We start from the raw sequence: 16,866 nt of genomic DNA, 5'->3' as shown, positions 1-16,866 counted from the left end.
GGCTGAATCCTGAAATAGATCATTTGGACGATTCAACCTCTAAATTTCAGCAACATTAGAACGAAAATGGCACATAAGTATAAATTAAACCATAGGTGATGGCTGCGGTAAGCGTTGCAGGTACGATTTTCTTAAACTTAAAATACAAACCTGTCAGCACTAAAAAGCCAATCAACATCGCAAAACTTTTATTGGGTGTTTCAAGCAAAGGTGGCAAGGTTGCAACCACGAGCATAGAGCTAATTGCGGCTATACCAATGCTGCCCAAAGCGATTTTAAGCCATAAAGCACCACGTTGCTGTGAGCCTTGTTGAAACTTTTGAATCACAAAAAATGGCCCAAAACGTGAGGCGAAGTTTGCGATACCGACTATAATACCGACCAAAATAATTTCTAAACTCATGATTTTGATCCTGTATGTTCAGGGTCGGGTTGTTTTAAAACATAGTGTTTAAATAATCCCGCCAAAATACCTGAAGAAATCCCAATAAAAATTGCAGCAGATAAGTCAATAAAATAACAAGCTACGGCAGATACTAGAATGGTGATTCCCACGACAAAGGTGTGTTTCTTTTCAAATGCTGCCAATAAGAAGCTAAGGAATAAAGCGGGCAGTAAAAAGTCGAGCGCCGCTTGCAAAAACTGTGGCATTTTAGTGACTTGATCGGCAAATAATCCGCCTAATAAAGAGCCTAATGCCCAAGACAACCAACTAAATAAACTCAGTCCAAGCATCCATGATTCAGACCATTCCTGACGGCGCTGTGACAGTTTAATCATGCCTGAGGCAAAAACTTCATCGGTCAGACCCCATGACCAAATTGCAGTTTTTTTTAGGTTTAAACGATCTTGAATCAGGTTTTGTAAGGCCGGGCCGTAAAGTAAATGTCGAATATCCAAGGCGATTACCGTTAATGCGGTCATCCAGATTGAAGTTCCACTGCCCAATAAGGCAACGACTAAAAATTGACTCGCCCCTGCATACATCGAGCAAGATAAAAATAAGGCTTCCCATGCGCTAAAGCCGAATTGAGTTGCAGAAACACCAAAAGCAAAAGAAACAGGCAGATAGGTGAAAATAATCGCCTGACTATCTTTTGCACCTTGCCAAAAACTTGCTGCGGGCGCAGTTTGAATATTGTGTACGGACACGACACACCTTGTGGGAGAAAGTTGAACGATGGGTCAAATGAAGATTGTGTATTATACTTGAATTCATTAGCATGATGCCGAATTGTTTGTATGGGCGAACCGATATGTTGAAATTGAAAACACCTGTAATCCTGCTTGCTTCAATGTTATGCAGTAGCCTGTTATTGCAAGCGTGTAGCAATGACAACAACCCGCAAAAAACAGTAGAAATTAAGCCTGCGCCAAAACTCACCAATGATGCGACTGTGTATGCGCAAGCCGCGTGGGAATTAATGAATGAAGTTGAGCCGTACGTGTATCGTAAACAGCGTAACTTAATTGAAGATAAAGTCCGCAAACCTGCCCGTAAATTAAGTACCGACTGGCGTATTAATGTCAAAATGACCGACTCTGTAACGGAAGGGAAATATGCGCTGTGTCGTAAGGCTTTGACCAGTTTGGAAATTTGGGCACGTGCGACGATTGACAGTTCAAGCAGTCTTGCACAAAAACAAGCTGATTATGAACGGGATAAAAAACAATGTGCTGATGCTTTGGCGCATCCTGAATTGGGCAATACTGACCCGAAACAAAAGGGCAATGTGGTGCAGTCTTAATTGAGGTTGTTCTGCATTAATGTGATGCGGAATCGCCCATAAAAAAACCTCGATGTAAGCATCGAGGTTTTTTTATTGAATCAATGCTCGGCTGTAAGCATTGTTCTAAAACTAAACATAAAAACAATTAAACATTAAAACGGAAGTGTAAAACATCACCGTCTTGTACGATATAAGTTTTACCTTCCAAGCGCCATTTACCTGCTTCTTTTGCACCTGCTTCGCCGTTGTATTGTACGAAATCCTCATAAGCAATACATTCTGCGCGGATAAAGCCTTTTTCAAAGTCAGTGTGAATTACGCCTGCTGCTTGTGGTGCAGTTGCACCTACTTTCACTGTCCACGCGCGGACTTCTTGTACGCCTGCAGTAAAGTAAGTTTGCAGACCTAACAGCGCATAACCTGCACGAATCACTACGTTCAGCCCTGGTTCTTCCATACCAAGAGCTTCTAGGAATTCTGCACGGTCTTCATCTTCAAGTAATGAAATTTCGGCTTCAATTTGGTTGCATAAAGGCACCACAATCGCATTTTCTTCTGCAGCAAGTTTTTTGACTGCATCTAAGTGTGGGTTGTTTTCAAAGCCATCTTCTGCCACGTTCGCAATATACATGGTTGGTTTTAAGGTTAATAAACCAAAACCACGAACCAATTTGCGTTCATCGTCATCTAAATTGGCTGCACGTGCAGGCTTGCCATCATCCAGTAAAGGTTGGATTTTTTCTAAAACGGCTTTGGTCGCTACGGCTTCTTTATCGCCACCTTTGGCAGATTTTGCTAAGCGTGTAATGGCTTTACTTACCGTTTCTAAATCGGCCAAAGCAAGTTCGGTATTGATGGTTGCAATGTCATCTAATGGGTCAATTTTACCATTTACGTGAATGACGTTTTCATCTTCAAAGCAACGAACTACATGCGCAATCGCATCGGTTTCACGAATGTTGGCAAGGAATTGGTTACCTAAACCTTCACCTTTAGATGCACCTGCAACCAAACCTGCAATATCCACAAATTCCATCGTGGTTGGTAATACACGTTGCGGATTTACGATTTCCGCCAATTTGTCCAAACGTGAATCTGGCACAGGTACAATGCCTGTATTTGGCTCAATGGTACAGAACGGGAAGTTTTCCGCTGCAATTGCAGCTTTGGTTAAAGCATTAAAAAGCGTAGATTTACCAACGTTTGGCAGGCCCACAATACCACAATTAAAACCCATGAATAACTCACAACGTGTTATTTAAAAATTAGGCACGATTTTACATGAAAGGGCAGATAAAGTCAGGTCATCGGACAGATGTTTCTCCAATCTAGCGTGCTTGATGCTGTACGTTGAATTTCTTTTCGGAATTGATTTTGAATTGCTGACTGTTTCGCCTGAATTTTGAATAAAAAGTACATTGTAATTATAAGAGGCTATGACTAAAGTATGACAAGCACAGTATTGATACTGCTTTGGATATCAAAATTTTAAATATGGAGATTTTATGCGCATCTTATACCAGTTTCCTTTGTCTCATTTTTGTGAGAAAGCTCGCTGGTTATTGGATCATAAAGAGTTAGATTATGATGCGCAAAACTTAATTCCAGGCGTGCATCGCGCTTTTGCCCAATTAAAAACAGGGCAAAATAAATTACCTATTTTACGTGATCAAGACCGCTGGATAGCAGATTCGACTCAAATTGCTTTATATCTAGATGATATTTACCCCGAACATGCCTTGTTACGCAGTGATGCCGAACAATATAAACATGCGTTGGCCATAAATACTTTGGCTGATGAATTGGGGCAGCATGTGCGTCGATGGGGGTTGGCGCATGCATTATCTGAAAGTGAAGAACCTTTGGAAATTTTAATTGGCGAAAAAGGCTATTTGCGTCAATTTTCTAAATATTCCAAGCCAATTATTAAAGCCTTGGTGTCTAAGGGCTATCAGCTCGATCAAGATAAAGTTGCAGAATCCAAACAGCGGATGGATGAATTAATTGTCATTTTAAATCAGCATTTGATTGATAATTACGGGCGTTATTTTGTGGGTGAGCGTTTAGGTTTAGCCGATATTTCAGTGTGTTCGATGCTTGCACCTATTTTGGAAATTTCTGGAACGCCGTGGGAAAAAGAACATGATGAAGTGATTTCTGAAGAATTTAAAGATTATAAAAAATATTTGCTGGATTTACCTTTAGGGCAATATGTTTCTCGTATTTATCAAACTGAGCGTAATGCACGTGTAGATTGGCGCGGTATTTAAATGTTATCGCCTCAGATAAAATACGCGCAATCTGCGCGTATTTTTTGGATACTGATGTATAAAAACCTAAAACCAAGGATTAGAACAAAGAATTTAAGTTATTCAAATCAAAAGTCTGTACCAAATTTGGCAGGGTAGCTAAATCAAATTGAGTGTCTGATGTGCCACCAGTTAAATTGCCAAATGCATCGCCTAATGCAGGGACTAAGCTATCAATATTGATCTCTGAACTGGTTGTAGATGACGCACCTTGCAGTAAGTCGCTGATGTTAAAATCTGAACCAGAAATTAAGTTGTCAAAACCATCACTCAAGCCATCTAAGCTGAAACCACCAGTTGTATCTCCAGTCAGATTATTTAATAAACCACCTAGATCAAAGTCACTTGCAAGCTGACCTTCAGGATTAAGCAACGCAAGAATTGGTTCTAGAGCAGCGATATCTAGACCACCTAAATCACCATCGATGTTACCGCCAATTAAGCCGCTTGCCAGTTGCGCAATTTGTGCAATATCAAGATCGCCATTGCCTTGCATTAAACCGCCTACTAATTCAGCAATGACCGCGATATCCATACCGCCTAAACCGCCACCGATATTGCTGCCAATCAAGCCGCTTGCCAGTTGAGCAATTTGCGCAATATCAAGATCGCCATTGCCTTGGATTAAACCGCCTACAAGTTCAGCAATCACTGCGATATCTAGACCGCCTAAACCTCCACCGATGTTGCCACCAATCAAGCCACTAACCAGTTGAGCAATTTGAGCAATATCAAGATTACCCGTATTACCACCGATTAACCCACTCACTAATTGGGTGAGTTTCGTAATATCTAAATCACCTGCATTGCTGTCAATCATGCCGCTGAGTAAATTGGTGATGGAAGCAATATCGAAGCTACCGCCATTGGATTGTGTCAGTTTGCTAATTAAACTGGTGATATCTAAGTTGGTATTCGAGCTTGAAAATTGGCTGATTAGATTGGTTAGGCTAGAACTATCTAAGCTGCTGCCAGAGAGTAAACTTTTTAATAAAGAATCTAGGGTAGGTGTGGTCGAGGTCGAACTAGTCAGGCTGCCAAGCAAACCAGAAAAGGTATTGCTTAAAGAGCCACCACTTAAGAGTCCATCGAATAAAGAGCTGGTCTGAGTTTCAACGGTAAATACAGAGCTAATTTTATTTTCAGCAAGCTTAGAGATTTAAAAGCCATGACGACTCCTTGTATTTTTATTGGTTTTGTTGTGCTGCATTGTGCTTATTGTCGAGCGCATCTGTTTTAATACATTTCTATACACTTGTAAAAGATAGACGGTCGGGATTGTGAAAATGTATGAGTAGATTCGTTGTTTTGTTGAGTTTTTTAAATTTAAAAATTTGAAAATCAATAAATTAGAAAGCTGTTCCGTTTGTCTGTTAAGTTGTTCAAAACGATAAGCGGTGATCTGTTGAATCATAAACATTTTGCTTTAATAATGGAAAATAATTTTCGATAAAGATGCTTAGTCTGCAAAATAATTTAAGTATAATGGCAGCATGAGTTTAAATTTTATCAGATTAGATTGAGTGCTTGAAAATGGAATTAGATCGCTACGATAAGCATATTTTAGAAATTTTAAGCAATGAAGATGTCAATTTGAATGAACTTTCCGAGCGGGTTAATCTGTCGGTAAGTTCGGTGCATCGCCGTATTAAAAGTCTGATCGATCATAAAATTATTTCAGGTTTAAAGCGTGAAATTAATTATCAAAAACTGGGCTTTAGTTTGCATGTGTTGTTGCAGGTGTCTTTGAGCAAACACGATACCGATATTTTTGCCAAATTTTTGGATGAATTGGAAAGCATTCCTGAAGTGATACGTGCATTTTTGGTGACAGGACAGACTGCAGATTTTATTGTAGAGGTTGTGGCACGAGATATGGAAAATTACAGCGAAATTTTATTAAAACGGATTGGTAAAATTGAGCATGTGGCAGGTTTGCATTCTAGCTTTGTGATTAAAGAATATGATGTTTTAAACTGTCATGGTTTATTAAATAAAGTTTAATTTATTAGAATCTTAGAATTATTTTGACTGGATCTATAAAAAAACGCACGAGAACGTGCGTTTTTAGGAATTGCAGTTAGACCGATTATGCGTCTAATTGTGCTAAAACTTCATCAGAGAATTCAACGTTGGTATATACGTTTTGAACATCATCTAAATCTTCAAGCATATCAATCATTTTCATAATTTTTTTCGCTTGATCGATGTCTGTAATTTCTGCTTTGGTCGATGGACTCATAACCACTTCAGCATTGTCAGATTTCAAACCTGCTGCTGTTAGCGCATCTTGAACTATACCAAAAGCTTCTGGCGTAGTAATAACCAAAATGCCATCTTCAGACACTTCAATATCTTCTGCGCCAGCTTCTAAAGCCACTTCCATCACTTGATCTTCTAAAGATGAATCTTCAAATGAAATTTCACCACGTTTGGTGAATAGGAATGCTACAGAACCATTGGTGCCTAAGTTACCGTCAGTTTTAGAGAAACAGTGACGTACATCTGGCACGGTGCGGTTTAAGTTGTCTGTCATGGTTTCTACAATAACCGCAACACCACCTACACCATAACCTTCATAGGTTACTTCTTTAAGATCGTCGTTATCTTCACCGCCTGCACCACGCTGGATGGCACGGTTAATGACGTCACGTGTCATGTTAACTGAAAGTGCTTTTTCCACAACAGCACGTAAACGAGGGTTACTTGCCGCATCTGGACCGCCGAGCTTTGCAGCAGTTGTTAATTCACGAATAAATTTGGTAAACAACTTACCACGACTAGCATCTTGTTTGGCTTTACGATGCTTAATGTTGGCCCACTTGGAATGACCCGCCATGCGAACTATGCTCCTTACAGATTGGCAGTATGCCTATCAAAATTGCGCCCATTCTAACATAAGCCCTTTTTTTAGATAAAGGGCAGAGTTTTAGGTTTTTTAAGTGTTGCTTTGAGTTGTTTTTGGCTCAGGAATGACAATATCTAAGCCCACTTGTTCTTTATATAATTGTTGGATAAGTGCCATATCGTGATCTAAATCTGTCGGATAGATTTTGCCAAAAATCCCACCTTGTTTGGTTTGTGAGTTGGCATACATTAAAACGATAGGCACATTGGCTGCTTTGGCAATATGCCAAAAACCTGTACGAATTGGCTTGCGGGCTTCACCTGTTTTTGCGCGAGTTGCTTCGGGTGCGATGACCAAATTGAAATGTTCATTTTGATCAAAAAGTTCGACCATTTGCGACACAATATCTTTGTTAGATTTACGGTCTACTGGAATACCGCCGACTTTTTCTAAAATAGGTTTAAGTGGCCCTTTAAAAAGCTCTTTTTTGATTAAAGTATGAATTTTAATATCATAAATTTGGAACAGAGCAAGCGAGAGGATTGCATCCATCATTGAGGTGTGTTCAAAACCGACGATCACTTGTTTATTTTCGAGGATGTTGGGTTCTACCTGATATTGCCATCCTGCAAGTTTGAATGCGGACTCGCCTATAAATTTTTTCAACATAGATTTAACAGCTGATGAATCTGGAAATGCATAATTTCTGCTTGTTTTATATAAGAGTCAACAGAAAATTGTTTGAAATATAGCAATCTCAAGTGATGCAGTTGATATAGCGTTATATCTTTTATTGGTTTTAACTCTAAATACTTTGTTTTTAATATTAAAAATATATGAATTGAGAGAAATTAAGTCTTAAATTGAGCAAAAATGCACTATTCAAATGATTTGTAAATCATTAGACTTTGGTCGTAATTAGCTATGATTCTATTCATCATTTCACTATTCCACGCATCATGGAAGGATACTAAAGTGGCTTATTTGACGACTTTTCTTGTGGCATTGACTGTGTTGTTATTGGTCTTGGTATGGTCAATGTTTGAGTTGTTTTTAGAAGTGCGTAAAGAGAAGCGTTTAAAGTTGCATCGGGCAATGTTTCGGAAAGTGAAGGTGTAGTTTTTATATTTCAATAATAATCAAATTCGTCTGCTGACTATCTATACAGCAATTTCTGAAAATGGCTTGTGTTTTTAAAAAATCTTCGCTAGTATTCTTTGCGCTTGAACTTGTTGAAATATAACAAATTCAATTATAGGGCCTATAGCTCAGTCGGTTAGAGCAGCGGACTCATAATCCGTTGGTCCCCAGTTCGAGTCTGGGTGGGCCCACCATATAAAACAACCACTTAGGTGTACTAATCCTAAGTGGTTTTTTTGTTTTTGTATTCTAGTAAGCAAATGGTAAGCAGCTTAAATCAACATTATTCTTAACTGGTTTTGTTGTGTAAAGAATTGAAAAATAGAATTTCCTGTAGTTACTCAAATTTAAGTGACAACATGGGTATGGAGGCGATCTAATTCTGGCATGGCTTAATCACAATTTAAGTTAATACTTTGAGATGCGAATTATGATGTATATGTCCCATTTTTTAGATCAGTTTATTACAAGTTTCTACGTAAGCGTCCGGTGAACCTCATAGTTATTTTTTAATTAAGTTAGATTTACAGCAGTGTGGTCGTAATTCATCTAGTCGGGACACTTTATGTGTTGACAGCCTTTTTAGCATATCACTTAAATAGGCATAGGAATCCAATCCATTCAGCTTTGCTGACTGAATGAGGCTTATCATATTAGCCGCTCACTTACAACTGCGCAGCGAGTCAGTAAACAACCAGTTCTTACGTCCCAAGGCCTACGGACACATCTGATTTTCGATCCCTTACGAAGTAATGCTTCTTAGGTTGATTGGTAAGTTACCATCAACCAGATAGCGGTAGAGTGCCTGCCAGAGTTTTATGCTTTAGTTGATCGTTCGAACAGTTAGAGAACTCGATAGCCGCGTTAGATGGTGTTGGTTGAGCCATTAATACAGTTGTTGCATGATCGGTTGACTATGTTGTTGACAGTAGTGGCATGAATCCGGTTATTGGCGGTTTCATGTAGCCACCGGCCAATAGGGGGCCATTGGTAACAATCAACATCTAACAGTAAACTCGAAGTCTTCAAGCTTGCTTTTAATAACACAATAAAGCTTGATTTGAAGTATCCATTAAAGCGTTCAACTTTATCTTTGATTTGTGCAGAGTAGCGCTTACATATGCTGGGGCGAAAGCCATATTTTTTAGCACAGTAGAGCAGTTTAGGGTTTCAGTATGGTGACTGGTTATAATGTTGCAAGATATTCCCTTAATATCCTGACCTTTCCTAGATATCCAAGCTCTAAAATTTCTTGGTAAAGTACAACGGCAGGAATCCATTCAGGATAAGGAGTATTTACGCGTTCAAGAAAATAAGGTTTATATGAGTCAAGAATACTTATTCTAGGTTGTAAGCCGATACTGTAGTGTGGACTTTTGCTCTAAATATTAACGCACGGTATTTTTAGAGTCCGCAAGTTCTCAACTCATTACCTTAAATAAACCTTGTTTATACAGTGTTTAAACTGTCACTTCTTGCTCCAAAGTTAACATATTTGAGCAGTTCCAAATGACTACTATATTAACTAAGTGGCAGTTTTTAAATGCCGCTAGAGGGATATTTTACACTGCCGCTAAAATATTATAATTAAACCCAATTGATATATTAACTTAACCTATTAAGATGTTGTCATAATGGGGTTAATTAATTGTATGGTAAATTTTAGGTATAAGCTTATTCATTAGGAAATTGTACTTTTAAATAATCTGGTTTGAGCACCAGAGCTAAAAAAAATTCTCATTACTAAAAAATAATTAAAATTATGTGTTTAATATAATAGTTTTTTTATAAAATTTCATTTACTCAATAAGATTGTGAATATTTTTTATTAGTTGTTTAAAAATTATAAATTTATATATTTTTATTGATTGATATTTTAAATTTAATAAGAAAGTGGATAATGAAGTGAGATTTATAAGGTGGTTATGTATGGTAATTCTTCTGAATTGAGTGGTGTTGAAGATAGATGTGATTGACTGTCCTTAAGAAGGTACTCGTTTTACTTTTGTGATTTCATACTTTTTTTAAAAATATCTTATATAAATCAATATTATAATTTTTTTTGTTAATTTTTAAAATTTTATTTAGTGGTATAGGATCATAAAAAAATCAGATATATATATATAAATTAATTAAAAAATTTAGTTTTATGTAAATGTATTAAACCAGATATCTTAATCAACATGAAACATAAAGTTAAACAAATTACTCAAGATAGATTATTGCTATCTACTAGTGAGGCTGCTCGTTTATTAGGGTATGCAGAACAAACATTACGTAAATGGGCATTGTATGAAAACGGACCAATAAGTCCTATTAGGCATGGTCGCAGTCTTCGATGGAGTAAAGCAGAAGTCTATAAATTTGCTTGTGTCAAAGAAGAAGTCTAGAAAAATTGAGATAGTTTTTCATGCTATTGGCGTTCACTCTATTTAGAGGTAAAAAGCACGCAATAACAAGAAATACTATCTCATCCATAAAATTTATATACCTATTTTTTAAGAAATATCATCAGTTTAAATTGGATTTAGATTTAGGCTCTAGGCTTTGTCATGCTCAAAAAAAGTCTTAATGAAATTTTTATAGGGTAGGATTTGGAGTTAATAATGTCCAAAAAATATTCAAAATCAAAGCAAAAAGTCAAACATCGTAGTACGAGTCACTCGAAGATTGTGGTTGAAAAAACTCAATTGGACATACTTAAGACTGTACTTAATCAAACTGGCTCTAGTGTAACCCTGCAAAAGAAGGTCCAAGGCCAAATACTTACTTCAATTGCTAAACGAATCAGTGACGATCTTGAATGTTTTAAAACAGCATGTGCTTATTTACCGGATTCGATCAAGCAAGATCAGAAGGTTTGGGTTGAGGCTCAAACAAGTTATGTTTTTTGGTTCGAGCTTTTTCATTATTTAAAAAGTGCTTCAATTAAGAAGGAATCAAGAAATTATTTGTTTAACAGGATTTTTGAATATTTAAACCAAAAAGATAAGACGGAAATAAGGTTTTATATTAATAAGGAGGTGTTTAAAAAACGTGGATATTCTAATCATGAAAAATTATATAAAAGTGATTTTGTGAAATTTTTTAAATTGCCTAAGAATTTTAATGAGTATTAAGAGTTATTTTGGAGTTAATTAAAATGAGTGAAATTTTAAATCAGGAAGATCTTGAAAATCATTGTAATGATTTTGAGAAAAAAATTTCTGGATATAGTAAAAGAATAGCGGTTTTAAATTTTGAATATGTTCAAGATTTTCATTTGAGTTTTATAGATAAAGATAGTTTTGAAATTCTAATTGATAGCTGTGAGATGTTGTATTTTAATATTTGCAGATATCAGCAAAGAACTAAATATAAGCATATATTGGGGTTTTTGAGTGTCTCGATGCTATGCAATAATTCTAAAAAATTAAATAATGGTACTCGAATTGAGATAAATAATAAAACTTTTGAAATTTTAAATTATGTAATGTTTTTGTCTGGATTGCTTTTGAAGCTTGATGACTCAGAATTAAAAGTCCAAAGAATAAACTATACATTGTACTTATTACTTAGAGTGGTGGGTAAAAACTTTGATAAATGTGTAGATGATGTATTAACAAATCTTGTTTTCTATTTTAGAGAAATTATAGATGTTGATCCATTAAAGCTTTCGAAAAAAGAATTTAGTAATTATGCTAAACATCACAAAGACCGAACAATTGCTAATTGTCTAGTTTTCAATGCACAGAAAAATAATCAGATTGAAAAATCATTAAATCGCTATTTAGATGAATATAGGGTGGCTGTTGAAAATCTCTACTATGATGAAAAAGTACAGGTGAATAGAAAAAAAGCTCAACCCTCACTTGAGGAAACAGAGGTTTCTATTTTAAGTTTCATTGCCCCACCTTTGATCACAGAAGGCTTCTCGGATTATTCGGATGCTCGTGCAAAGGATGATGATGATGAAAATGAAGATATAAAAAAACGTGAATATGATTTTAGTCAAGATGAGAGTACACGCAGAGTATCCTCTTTTGTTGATCATCAAGTATTGCGTCGATACCTCGATCATGTACACGAACCGACTGTGAGTAATGTTTATTATATTGACCCACCTTTTTTGAAAGTTATTTATCAGGTCTTACATGACGAACTACAGAACAATAAAGACATAGAAAAATCTGCCATGGCTGCCTGTTTCTTAATGTCATTATGTACAGGAATGAGTGCTGTTGTCTTTCAATATATTGATTACTTTTTTGAAATTAAGAAATTAAAACATTCTTCTGGTCGTGATTATTATTTATGGACCGTCGATGCCGATGTTAATAAAAAGTTGGAGGGAGAAATTGCAAAAAAAGGAAATAGGCAGAATAAACATTCCAGTTGGACATTCCAAATTCCTGCAATGTGGATTGATCGAATCAAAAAAGCGCAACTAAGTGGCTATACAAACACCGATTTTAATCAGTATTTGAAAGAGTGTTTCTTTGGTTATTGTATTGGAAATCTATCTGTTACTCATATCGCCTCGCAGCTTTCATTTCATTTACATCGAATTTGTGAAGATGATTTACAAAAGAATTTTCTCATCGGTAAACAAGTTTCACATCAACCTGATCTGGCATACGGTGGTTTTTCTTATAAACAGTTAAATGATTCGTATGAGAAATACGTATGGCTTTGGTTTCAGAATAAACATGAGAGTCATGTGCTAGATCGTCCTCAATTCATTCAAGCTAAAAGTGATGAACGTGTAGGAAGTCAGCGAGCTTGGTCATTTAATCAGGCGAAAAAATTCTTAAATTCACTGAACAACCAGGTCATTGAGGTATTGAGGGATAAGAAATCAATTGAAGAACGATTTAATGCTTTCAGTGTCTGGATTTGGGTTTGTTGTCTTTTATCCTCAGGAGCACGCCCAGCAATTGCTGCATCGAGTATCAAGGAGAACTATGACTTCATTACAGGGATAGTCTACATTCATGATAAAAATAGCCAATCACGACGTCATGGCCGCTTTTCACCACTGACTGAATTTTTTGCTAACGAATTAAAGCTTTATGAAAAATTCATTATAGACCTTATGGATTCAGGGATGTTAACTAAAAGTGAGGATAACTACTATCTTCATTATTGGAAGAAAAATGCAGGATTCATGAATATAAAAATAAGTCCTTTAACTCAGAAAGATGTGGCTTCTTACCTTGCACAGAACTTCCCTGAAATAGGGCCGTTATACCCCAATTGGATTCGACATTTTGTAAGAAATACCCTTGATTTGCCAGATGCAGTTTTCAAGTCATGGTATGCGCATGATCAACAAGGTGAAATTGGATTTTCTAAATCATCATCTTTACAGCCATATGCTTACAAAACTCAAATTCAGGATGCTTTAAGCAAGCTTTTTAAAGATCTTGAACTCATATCTGTGGGGATTTCTTTATGAATAATGAAAAATTAGAGAGAATTTCAAAATTAAAGCAAGAATTGGAATCTATGGCAAAGAGCATATTTGAAAGTATTTCAAATATGCTAGTTGAAGAGGTAGTGGAGCATAATTTAAAGCTTAAGCTTGACGATAAAATTAAAGAGAAGATATATAAGGCGAGAGCCAAAGTTAATAAATACTTCAAATCACTAAAATTGGATGCTGATGAGTTAAAAGCTGGATGGCAATATTGGTCAGATTTATGTGTTCAAAATAAACATGAGGTTGAATCAAAGATACAATGGTTGGCTGGTAATTATGATATACCACTGATTCAAACCAGCTCTTTCCCACCTAATATCAAAGATATTGAATCTACGCAAACTAAACTGCAGAGTGGAAGGGAATTACATGATTTTAAGCTAAAGCTGTATGATTTTTGGCAAAAGCAATTACCGCATTGGCTTAAGACAAGTAAATTCAATCCGTATGCGACATTCGAACAAAAACAATTTCTACTTCGTCAGTTCTTATTGGCTCTCATTTTTGACTGTGGATGTCGGACACGAGCTGATTTGCTCTCAATTTTAAAATCAGTGAGGGAAACATATTCGAATGATAGAGTTTCCCCATTTGAATTATCTGGTGGTCTTGTATCTGTATATGGTAAAGATATTTCAAAATTTGCTTGCTTATATAGTTATCCTCTAGAAAATTCGTCTTATGCAAATTTAATTTACGATGAAAAATCATACCAAGTTAAACAAATTTATCTGACCCCAATGAGTTTTTTGATGTTGATTCGACTTGTAAAAGAGATTGAGTTAGAAACACAACCAGAAAAAAGACAAGTAGATCAAGAATTGGTGCAATTGATTGATTCTATAATCAATCTAAATAGGGAAATGTTAGATCAAAAAATCTTATCGGGCTTACAAGATGTAGATCACGAACATGCTGTTATTAAAATTTTTTCAAAGAATAGATATAAGCTTTTTGATCATTTAGATTACGTGCAATATTTTGGAACGAAAAATACATTAGATGGTTTTCTTATTGCTTTATCTAAGGGAGTTTTTAATTACTCGGCGCTTTCTTATTCATCCTTAAAAGCACTGGAAGGAATTGATAAACATCACAGTACTCAGACGTCTAAAAAAAAGAGCATCAATCAAGCTGTTGTAGATAATTTTTACTATACGGAATTGAAGAAGGCTAAGTTGGAGCAGATTCGAAATTTGAATACTGATTATCACTGTGCCGCAGATATTAAAAAGAGTTTAGTAAGAAACTTGGATGTTAATAACGTGAGTGTGAGTGAAGTTATAGCTGAATTTTCAAAGGATCTTAGCTTGCTTCAAAACAGTTATTCTTCCCAGCAATATAGCTCGTCAAAAGATATCGCTCTTGTTAGTGTTCAGATTGTGGTGATTACTTGGTATTTGGAGTGCCTGAAAGAAATAAAATCGATTGACTCTGGTAAAAATAAAAAAGGTATTAAGCTGAGTTCTTTAGATACCTATAAATCATCATTTATTGACGAACTGTTTCTATATGTTGTGAGTAATGATTTAGACCTTCAAGTCATAGATGAAGAAGAATTTGAAGAGATCTACAGTCATATTTTGGCTGTCAAATCCATTGGCGATCGTAGCAAGAAAAACAGAAAACATTCACAAAATGGGAGGGAGATTAAACATAATAGTTATGGGCATGCGGTAAGTAATCTAAAAAAATTTCACAATAGCTTAATACGTAATTTTGGTGCTCCTCGTGTTAATTATTTAGATCAACTGCAATCAACTGATTTGCAAGTGTGTAGAACGTCCTATGTTACTCCAGTAATGTTTAATCAATTTAAAAATTTAATAGCTATCCAAACTCAGTTGACCAAAGACCAGAAGAATATCCTTAAAGTCATTTGTACCCTTGCGTATAGAACGGGGCTAAGACTCAATGAAATTTTGGGATTAAAGTTAAGTGATTTAGCTATGATAAATTTTAAATATAAAACAATTGGTTATGATCCTCATTATTATTTTATCAATGAAAAACATGAAATTTGCAAAATTTTTATCCACAATAATTATACTCGTCAGATTAAAACCACTAATGCAAAACGGGGAATGTGCCTGGATCAATTACTGACTAAAGCTGAGTTAATGTCAGTTATTCATTTGATTAACAAAAAAATGAAGGTGCCTATTAATCAAAATACATTAGGTGCCAAAGATTGTTTGATTTTCTCTGAAGAGGGTGGGAGTATTTCACCTCGATCTGTGAGTCAATTGATTAAGAAGATATTTGATCAGTTATTGTTGAACCAAGCACACGACTATTCATTTCATAGCTTTAGGCACACTGCTGCGACCAATCTAGCTTTAGTTTTGAAAGGAACAGATTCACTGATCAAATCTTGGACTGATTATTCACCAGAGCAAGTTCGCAAAATTAAAACTTATCTACTTTCGAGCTTAGATAATACTGGTGTTCGTACTGATGTATGGAGGAAACTGGCTCATCTTATGGGGCATTCTTCTATTGAAATGACGGTAAATCATTATTTACATTTTGGACCATTATTGGTTGCTGATGCGCTATGTATAGAAGAGAGTAAAGTATCTGCAAAAATAGTCAGAGCTTTATTGCCGGTTAAATTATTTAGTAAACAGTTAAATACATCGCAAGTGACAGAAAAAATTACTCTAAAAAGTATTGTAGAAAAATTGAATTCAAGCTCGAGAATAATTCAAGAAATGATATTTCCAGATCGTTTTATTACTTATGTCGCAGAGCAAGAGGTGATCGAAGAAGATCAAGACATGATGGTAAGACGTCAGCTTATGGCAAGCTTCAATCATATTTTGAACGCTCTATCAGGTAGAGAGGAGGATACTTTAATCAGTACAATAGGGAGTAAAGTAGCTGTAAAACTCTATGCAAATCGTCACTTTCAACATGATGAAAACTGTAGTCCAAATAACACTTTGGACAAGCTCTTAAAGTATATTGATAAAAATCGAACAGGTAATTTACTAGTTGAAAATAATTATAAAATTTTCAATATATTAATTAGAAATCATTTCATCCTTGACTATTTTGAGTACCGTGTACATCTTATAGATGCACGTATGGAAGTGTATATTCAAAGCAAACAAGATCATCAGGATTTTGGTAAATTCTGTCGCGAGTTAAAGGTCATTTATAAGCAAGTTTTTCATGAAAAAATAAAAATATCTAAACGTTCATGGAAGGAGATTGAAACTGAGTTGAAATTGGCTAAAAAGAAAAAAGAGATAAGTCTGAAAATTAGTAATAACAATTATAAAGATAATACCTGCCAGAAAATTTTGAGTGATTTATTTTTAGCAGTCGTCTATCGGAGATGGAAGATAAATCAAACTAAGACTTAATTGCAGC

Annotated in this window: 14 protein-coding genes, 1 tRNA gene and 2 pseudogenes; 9 read left to right on the top strand and 8 right to left on the bottom strand. The window is 35.6% G+C overall.

Annotated features, from left to right (window positions below; translation table 11 throughout):
• Nucleotides 1-55 precede the first annotated feature (55 nt).
• On the bottom strand, nucleotides 56-403 hold the full coding sequence (gene ygaH, locus FTU70_RS00230; RefSeq protein WP_179989735.1) for an L-valine transporter subunit YgaH: 348 nt from the start codon (nucleotides 401-403) through the stop codon (nucleotides 56-58).
• A complete protein-coding gene (locus tag FTU70_RS00225; RefSeq protein ID WP_179989883.1) occupies nucleotides 400-1,137 on the bottom strand; it encodes an AzlC family ABC transporter permease in 738 nt (245 codons plus the stop codon). Before FTU70_RS00225 ends, ygaH begins: the two co-directional genes overlap by 4 nt.
• 119 nt (nucleotides 1,138-1,256) lie before the next feature.
• On the opposite strand from FTU70_RS00225, the gene FTU70_RS00220 reads away from it, so the two are divergent.
• The gene (locus FTU70_RS00220) at nucleotides 1,257-1,748 is read left to right on the top strand and encodes a hypothetical protein (RefSeq protein ID WP_026438320.1); all 492 of its coding nucleotides are present in this window, start codon (nucleotides 1,257-1,259) and stop codon (nucleotides 1,746-1,748) included.
• 127 nt (nucleotides 1,749-1,875) lie between these two features.
• On the opposite strand, the gene ychF is transcribed toward FTU70_RS00220, so the two are convergent.
• Entirely contained in the window at nucleotides 1,876-2,967 is a 1,092-nt protein-coding gene (gene ychF / locus FTU70_RS00215; protein WP_004971435.1) for a redox-regulated ATPase YchF, read from the bottom strand.
• 268 nt (nucleotides 2,968-3,235) lie between these two features.
• Here ychF and FTU70_RS00210 point away from each other — a divergent pair, with 268 nt between their 5' ends.
• Entirely contained in the window at nucleotides 3,236-4,000 is a 765-nt protein-coding gene (locus tag FTU70_RS00210; RefSeq protein WP_096902290.1) for a glutathione S-transferase family protein, read from the top strand.
• Between the two features lie 79 nt (nucleotides 4,001-4,079).
• On the opposite strand, the gene FTU70_RS00205 is transcribed toward FTU70_RS00210, so the two are convergent.
• The gene (locus FTU70_RS00205; RefSeq protein WP_218946784.1) at nucleotides 4,080-5,084 is read right to left on the bottom strand and encodes a hypothetical protein; all 1,005 of its coding nucleotides are present in this window, start codon (nucleotides 5,082-5,084) and stop codon (nucleotides 4,080-4,082) included.
• A 488-nt stretch (nucleotides 5,085-5,572) separates the two neighbouring features.
• Here FTU70_RS00205 and FTU70_RS00200 point away from each other — a divergent pair, with 488 nt between their 5' ends.
• Complete coding sequence (locus FTU70_RS00200) at nucleotides 5,573-6,043, top strand: Lrp/AsnC family transcriptional regulator (protein ID WP_004971430.1); 471 nt, start codon at nucleotides 5,573-5,575, stop codon at nucleotides 6,041-6,043.
• Nucleotides 6,044-6,128: 85 nt separating this feature from the next.
• Here the strand turns inward: FTU70_RS00200 and FTU70_RS00195 are convergent, their stop codons facing one another.
• Both FTU70_RS00195 and FTU70_RS00190 read right to left on the bottom strand, forming a co-directional pair.
• A complete protein-coding gene (locus tag FTU70_RS00195) occupies nucleotides 6,129-6,878 on the bottom strand; it encodes a YebC/PmpR family DNA-binding transcriptional regulator (RefSeq protein WP_070155957.1) in 750 nt (249 codons plus the stop codon).
• 99 nt (nucleotides 6,879-6,977) lie between these two features.
• Nucleotides 6,978-7,556: a 1-acyl-sn-glycerol-3-phosphate acyltransferase gene (locus tag FTU70_RS00190; RefSeq protein ID WP_131261328.1), complete on the bottom strand. Its 579-nt coding sequence runs from the start codon at nucleotides 7,554-7,556 to the stop codon at nucleotides 6,978-6,980.
• Nucleotides 7,557-7,862: 306 nt separating this feature from the next.
• Between FTU70_RS00190 and FTU70_RS00185 the strand changes: the two genes are divergently transcribed.
• Nucleotides 7,863-8,006, top strand: a complete 144-nt coding sequence (locus FTU70_RS00185; protein WP_154320842.1) for a hypothetical protein — start codon at nucleotides 7,863-7,865, stop codon at nucleotides 8,004-8,006.
• Nucleotides 8,007-8,144: 138 nt separating this feature from the next.
• Nucleotides 8,145-8,221 (top strand) — tRNA-Ile (locus FTU70_RS00180).
• Between the two features lie 308 nt (nucleotides 8,222-8,529).
• Here the strand turns inward: FTU70_RS00180 and FTU70_RS00175 are convergent.
• A pseudogene (locus FTU70_RS00175) lies at nucleotides 8,530-8,970 on the bottom strand (transposase domain-containing protein); the annotation flags it as partial.
• Nucleotides 8,955-9,484, bottom strand: a pseudogene (locus FTU70_RS00170) (IS21 family transposase); the annotation flags it as partial. The pseudogenes FTU70_RS00175 and FTU70_RS00170, both read right to left, overlap by 16 nt.
• Nucleotides 9,485-10,210: 726 nt before the next feature.
• Here FTU70_RS00170 and FTU70_RS00165 point away from each other — a divergent pair.
• From FTU70_RS00165 to FTU70_RS00150, 4 genes are all read left to right on the top strand, one after another.
• Entirely contained in the window at nucleotides 10,211-10,417 is a 207-nt protein-coding gene (locus tag FTU70_RS00165; RefSeq protein ID WP_010111312.1) for a helix-turn-helix domain-containing protein, read from the top strand.
• A gap of 216 nt (nucleotides 10,418-10,633) precedes the next feature.
• Nucleotides 10,634-11,146: a hypothetical protein gene (locus tag FTU70_RS00160; protein ID WP_131262052.1), complete on the top strand. Its 513-nt coding sequence runs from the start codon at nucleotides 10,634-10,636 to the stop codon at nucleotides 11,144-11,146.
• 23 nt (nucleotides 11,147-11,169) lie between these two features.
• Nucleotides 11,170-13,464 carry a hypothetical protein gene (locus FTU70_RS00155; RefSeq protein WP_180059786.1) on the top strand — a complete coding sequence of 765 codons (2,295 nt, stop codon included), beginning with the start codon at nucleotides 11,170-11,172 and terminating at the stop codon, nucleotides 13,462-13,464.
• Nucleotides 13,461-16,859 carry a tyrosine-type recombinase/integrase gene (locus FTU70_RS00150; RefSeq protein ID WP_179991183.1) on the top strand — a complete coding sequence of 1,133 codons (3,399 nt, stop codon included), beginning with the start codon at nucleotides 13,461-13,463 and terminating at the stop codon, nucleotides 16,857-16,859. The genes FTU70_RS00155 and FTU70_RS00150 overlap by 4 nt, the downstream gene beginning before the upstream one ends.
• Nucleotides 16,860-16,866: the final 7 nt, after the last annotated feature.

Origin of the sequence: Acinetobacter sp. YH12135, from assembly GCF_013418565.1 — a bacterium.
GTDB lineage: Bacteria > Pseudomonadota > Gammaproteobacteria > Pseudomonadales > Moraxellaceae > Acinetobacter > Acinetobacter towneri.
This window is presented reverse-complemented; position numbering and strand designations above follow the sequence as displayed.

Coding starts and splice junctions, on each gene's coding strand:
- ygaH (WP_179989735.1), bottom strand. CDS start 403: ATGAGTTTAGAAATTATTTTGGTCGGTATTATAGTCGGTATCGCAAAC.
- FTU70_RS00220 (WP_026438320.1), top strand. CDS start 1,257: ATGTTGAAATTGAAAACACCTGTAATCCTGCTTGCTTCAATGTTATGC.
- ychF (WP_004971435.1), bottom strand. CDS start 2,967: ATGGGTTTTAATTGTGGTATTGTGGGCCTGCCAAACGTTGGTAAATCT.
- FTU70_RS00210 (WP_096902290.1), top strand. CDS start 3,236: ATGCGCATCTTATACCAGTTTCCTTTGTCTCATTTTTGTGAGAAAGCT.
- FTU70_RS00200 (WP_004971430.1), top strand. CDS start 5,573: ATGGAATTAGATCGCTACGATAAGCATATTTTAGAAATTTTAAGCAAT.
- FTU70_RS00195 (WP_070155957.1), bottom strand. CDS start 6,878: ATGGCGGGTCATTCCAAGTGGGCCAACATTAAGCATCGTAAAGCCAAA.
- FTU70_RS00190 (WP_131261328.1), bottom strand. CDS start 7,556: ATGTTGAAAAAATTTATAGGCGAGTCCGCATTCAAACTTGCAGGATGG.
- FTU70_RS00165 (WP_010111312.1), top strand. CDS start 10,211: ATGAAACATAAAGTTAAACAAATTACTCAAGATAGATTATTGCTATCT.
- FTU70_RS00160 (WP_131262052.1), top strand. CDS start 10,634: ATGTCCAAAAAATATTCAAAATCAAAGCAAAAAGTCAAACATCGTAGT.
- FTU70_RS00155 (WP_180059786.1), top strand. CDS start 11,170: ATGAGTGAAATTTTAAATCAGGAAGATCTTGAAAATCATTGTAATGAT.
- FTU70_RS00150 (WP_179991183.1), top strand. CDS start 13,461: ATGAATAATGAAAAATTAGAGAGAATTTCAAAATTAAAGCAAGAATTG.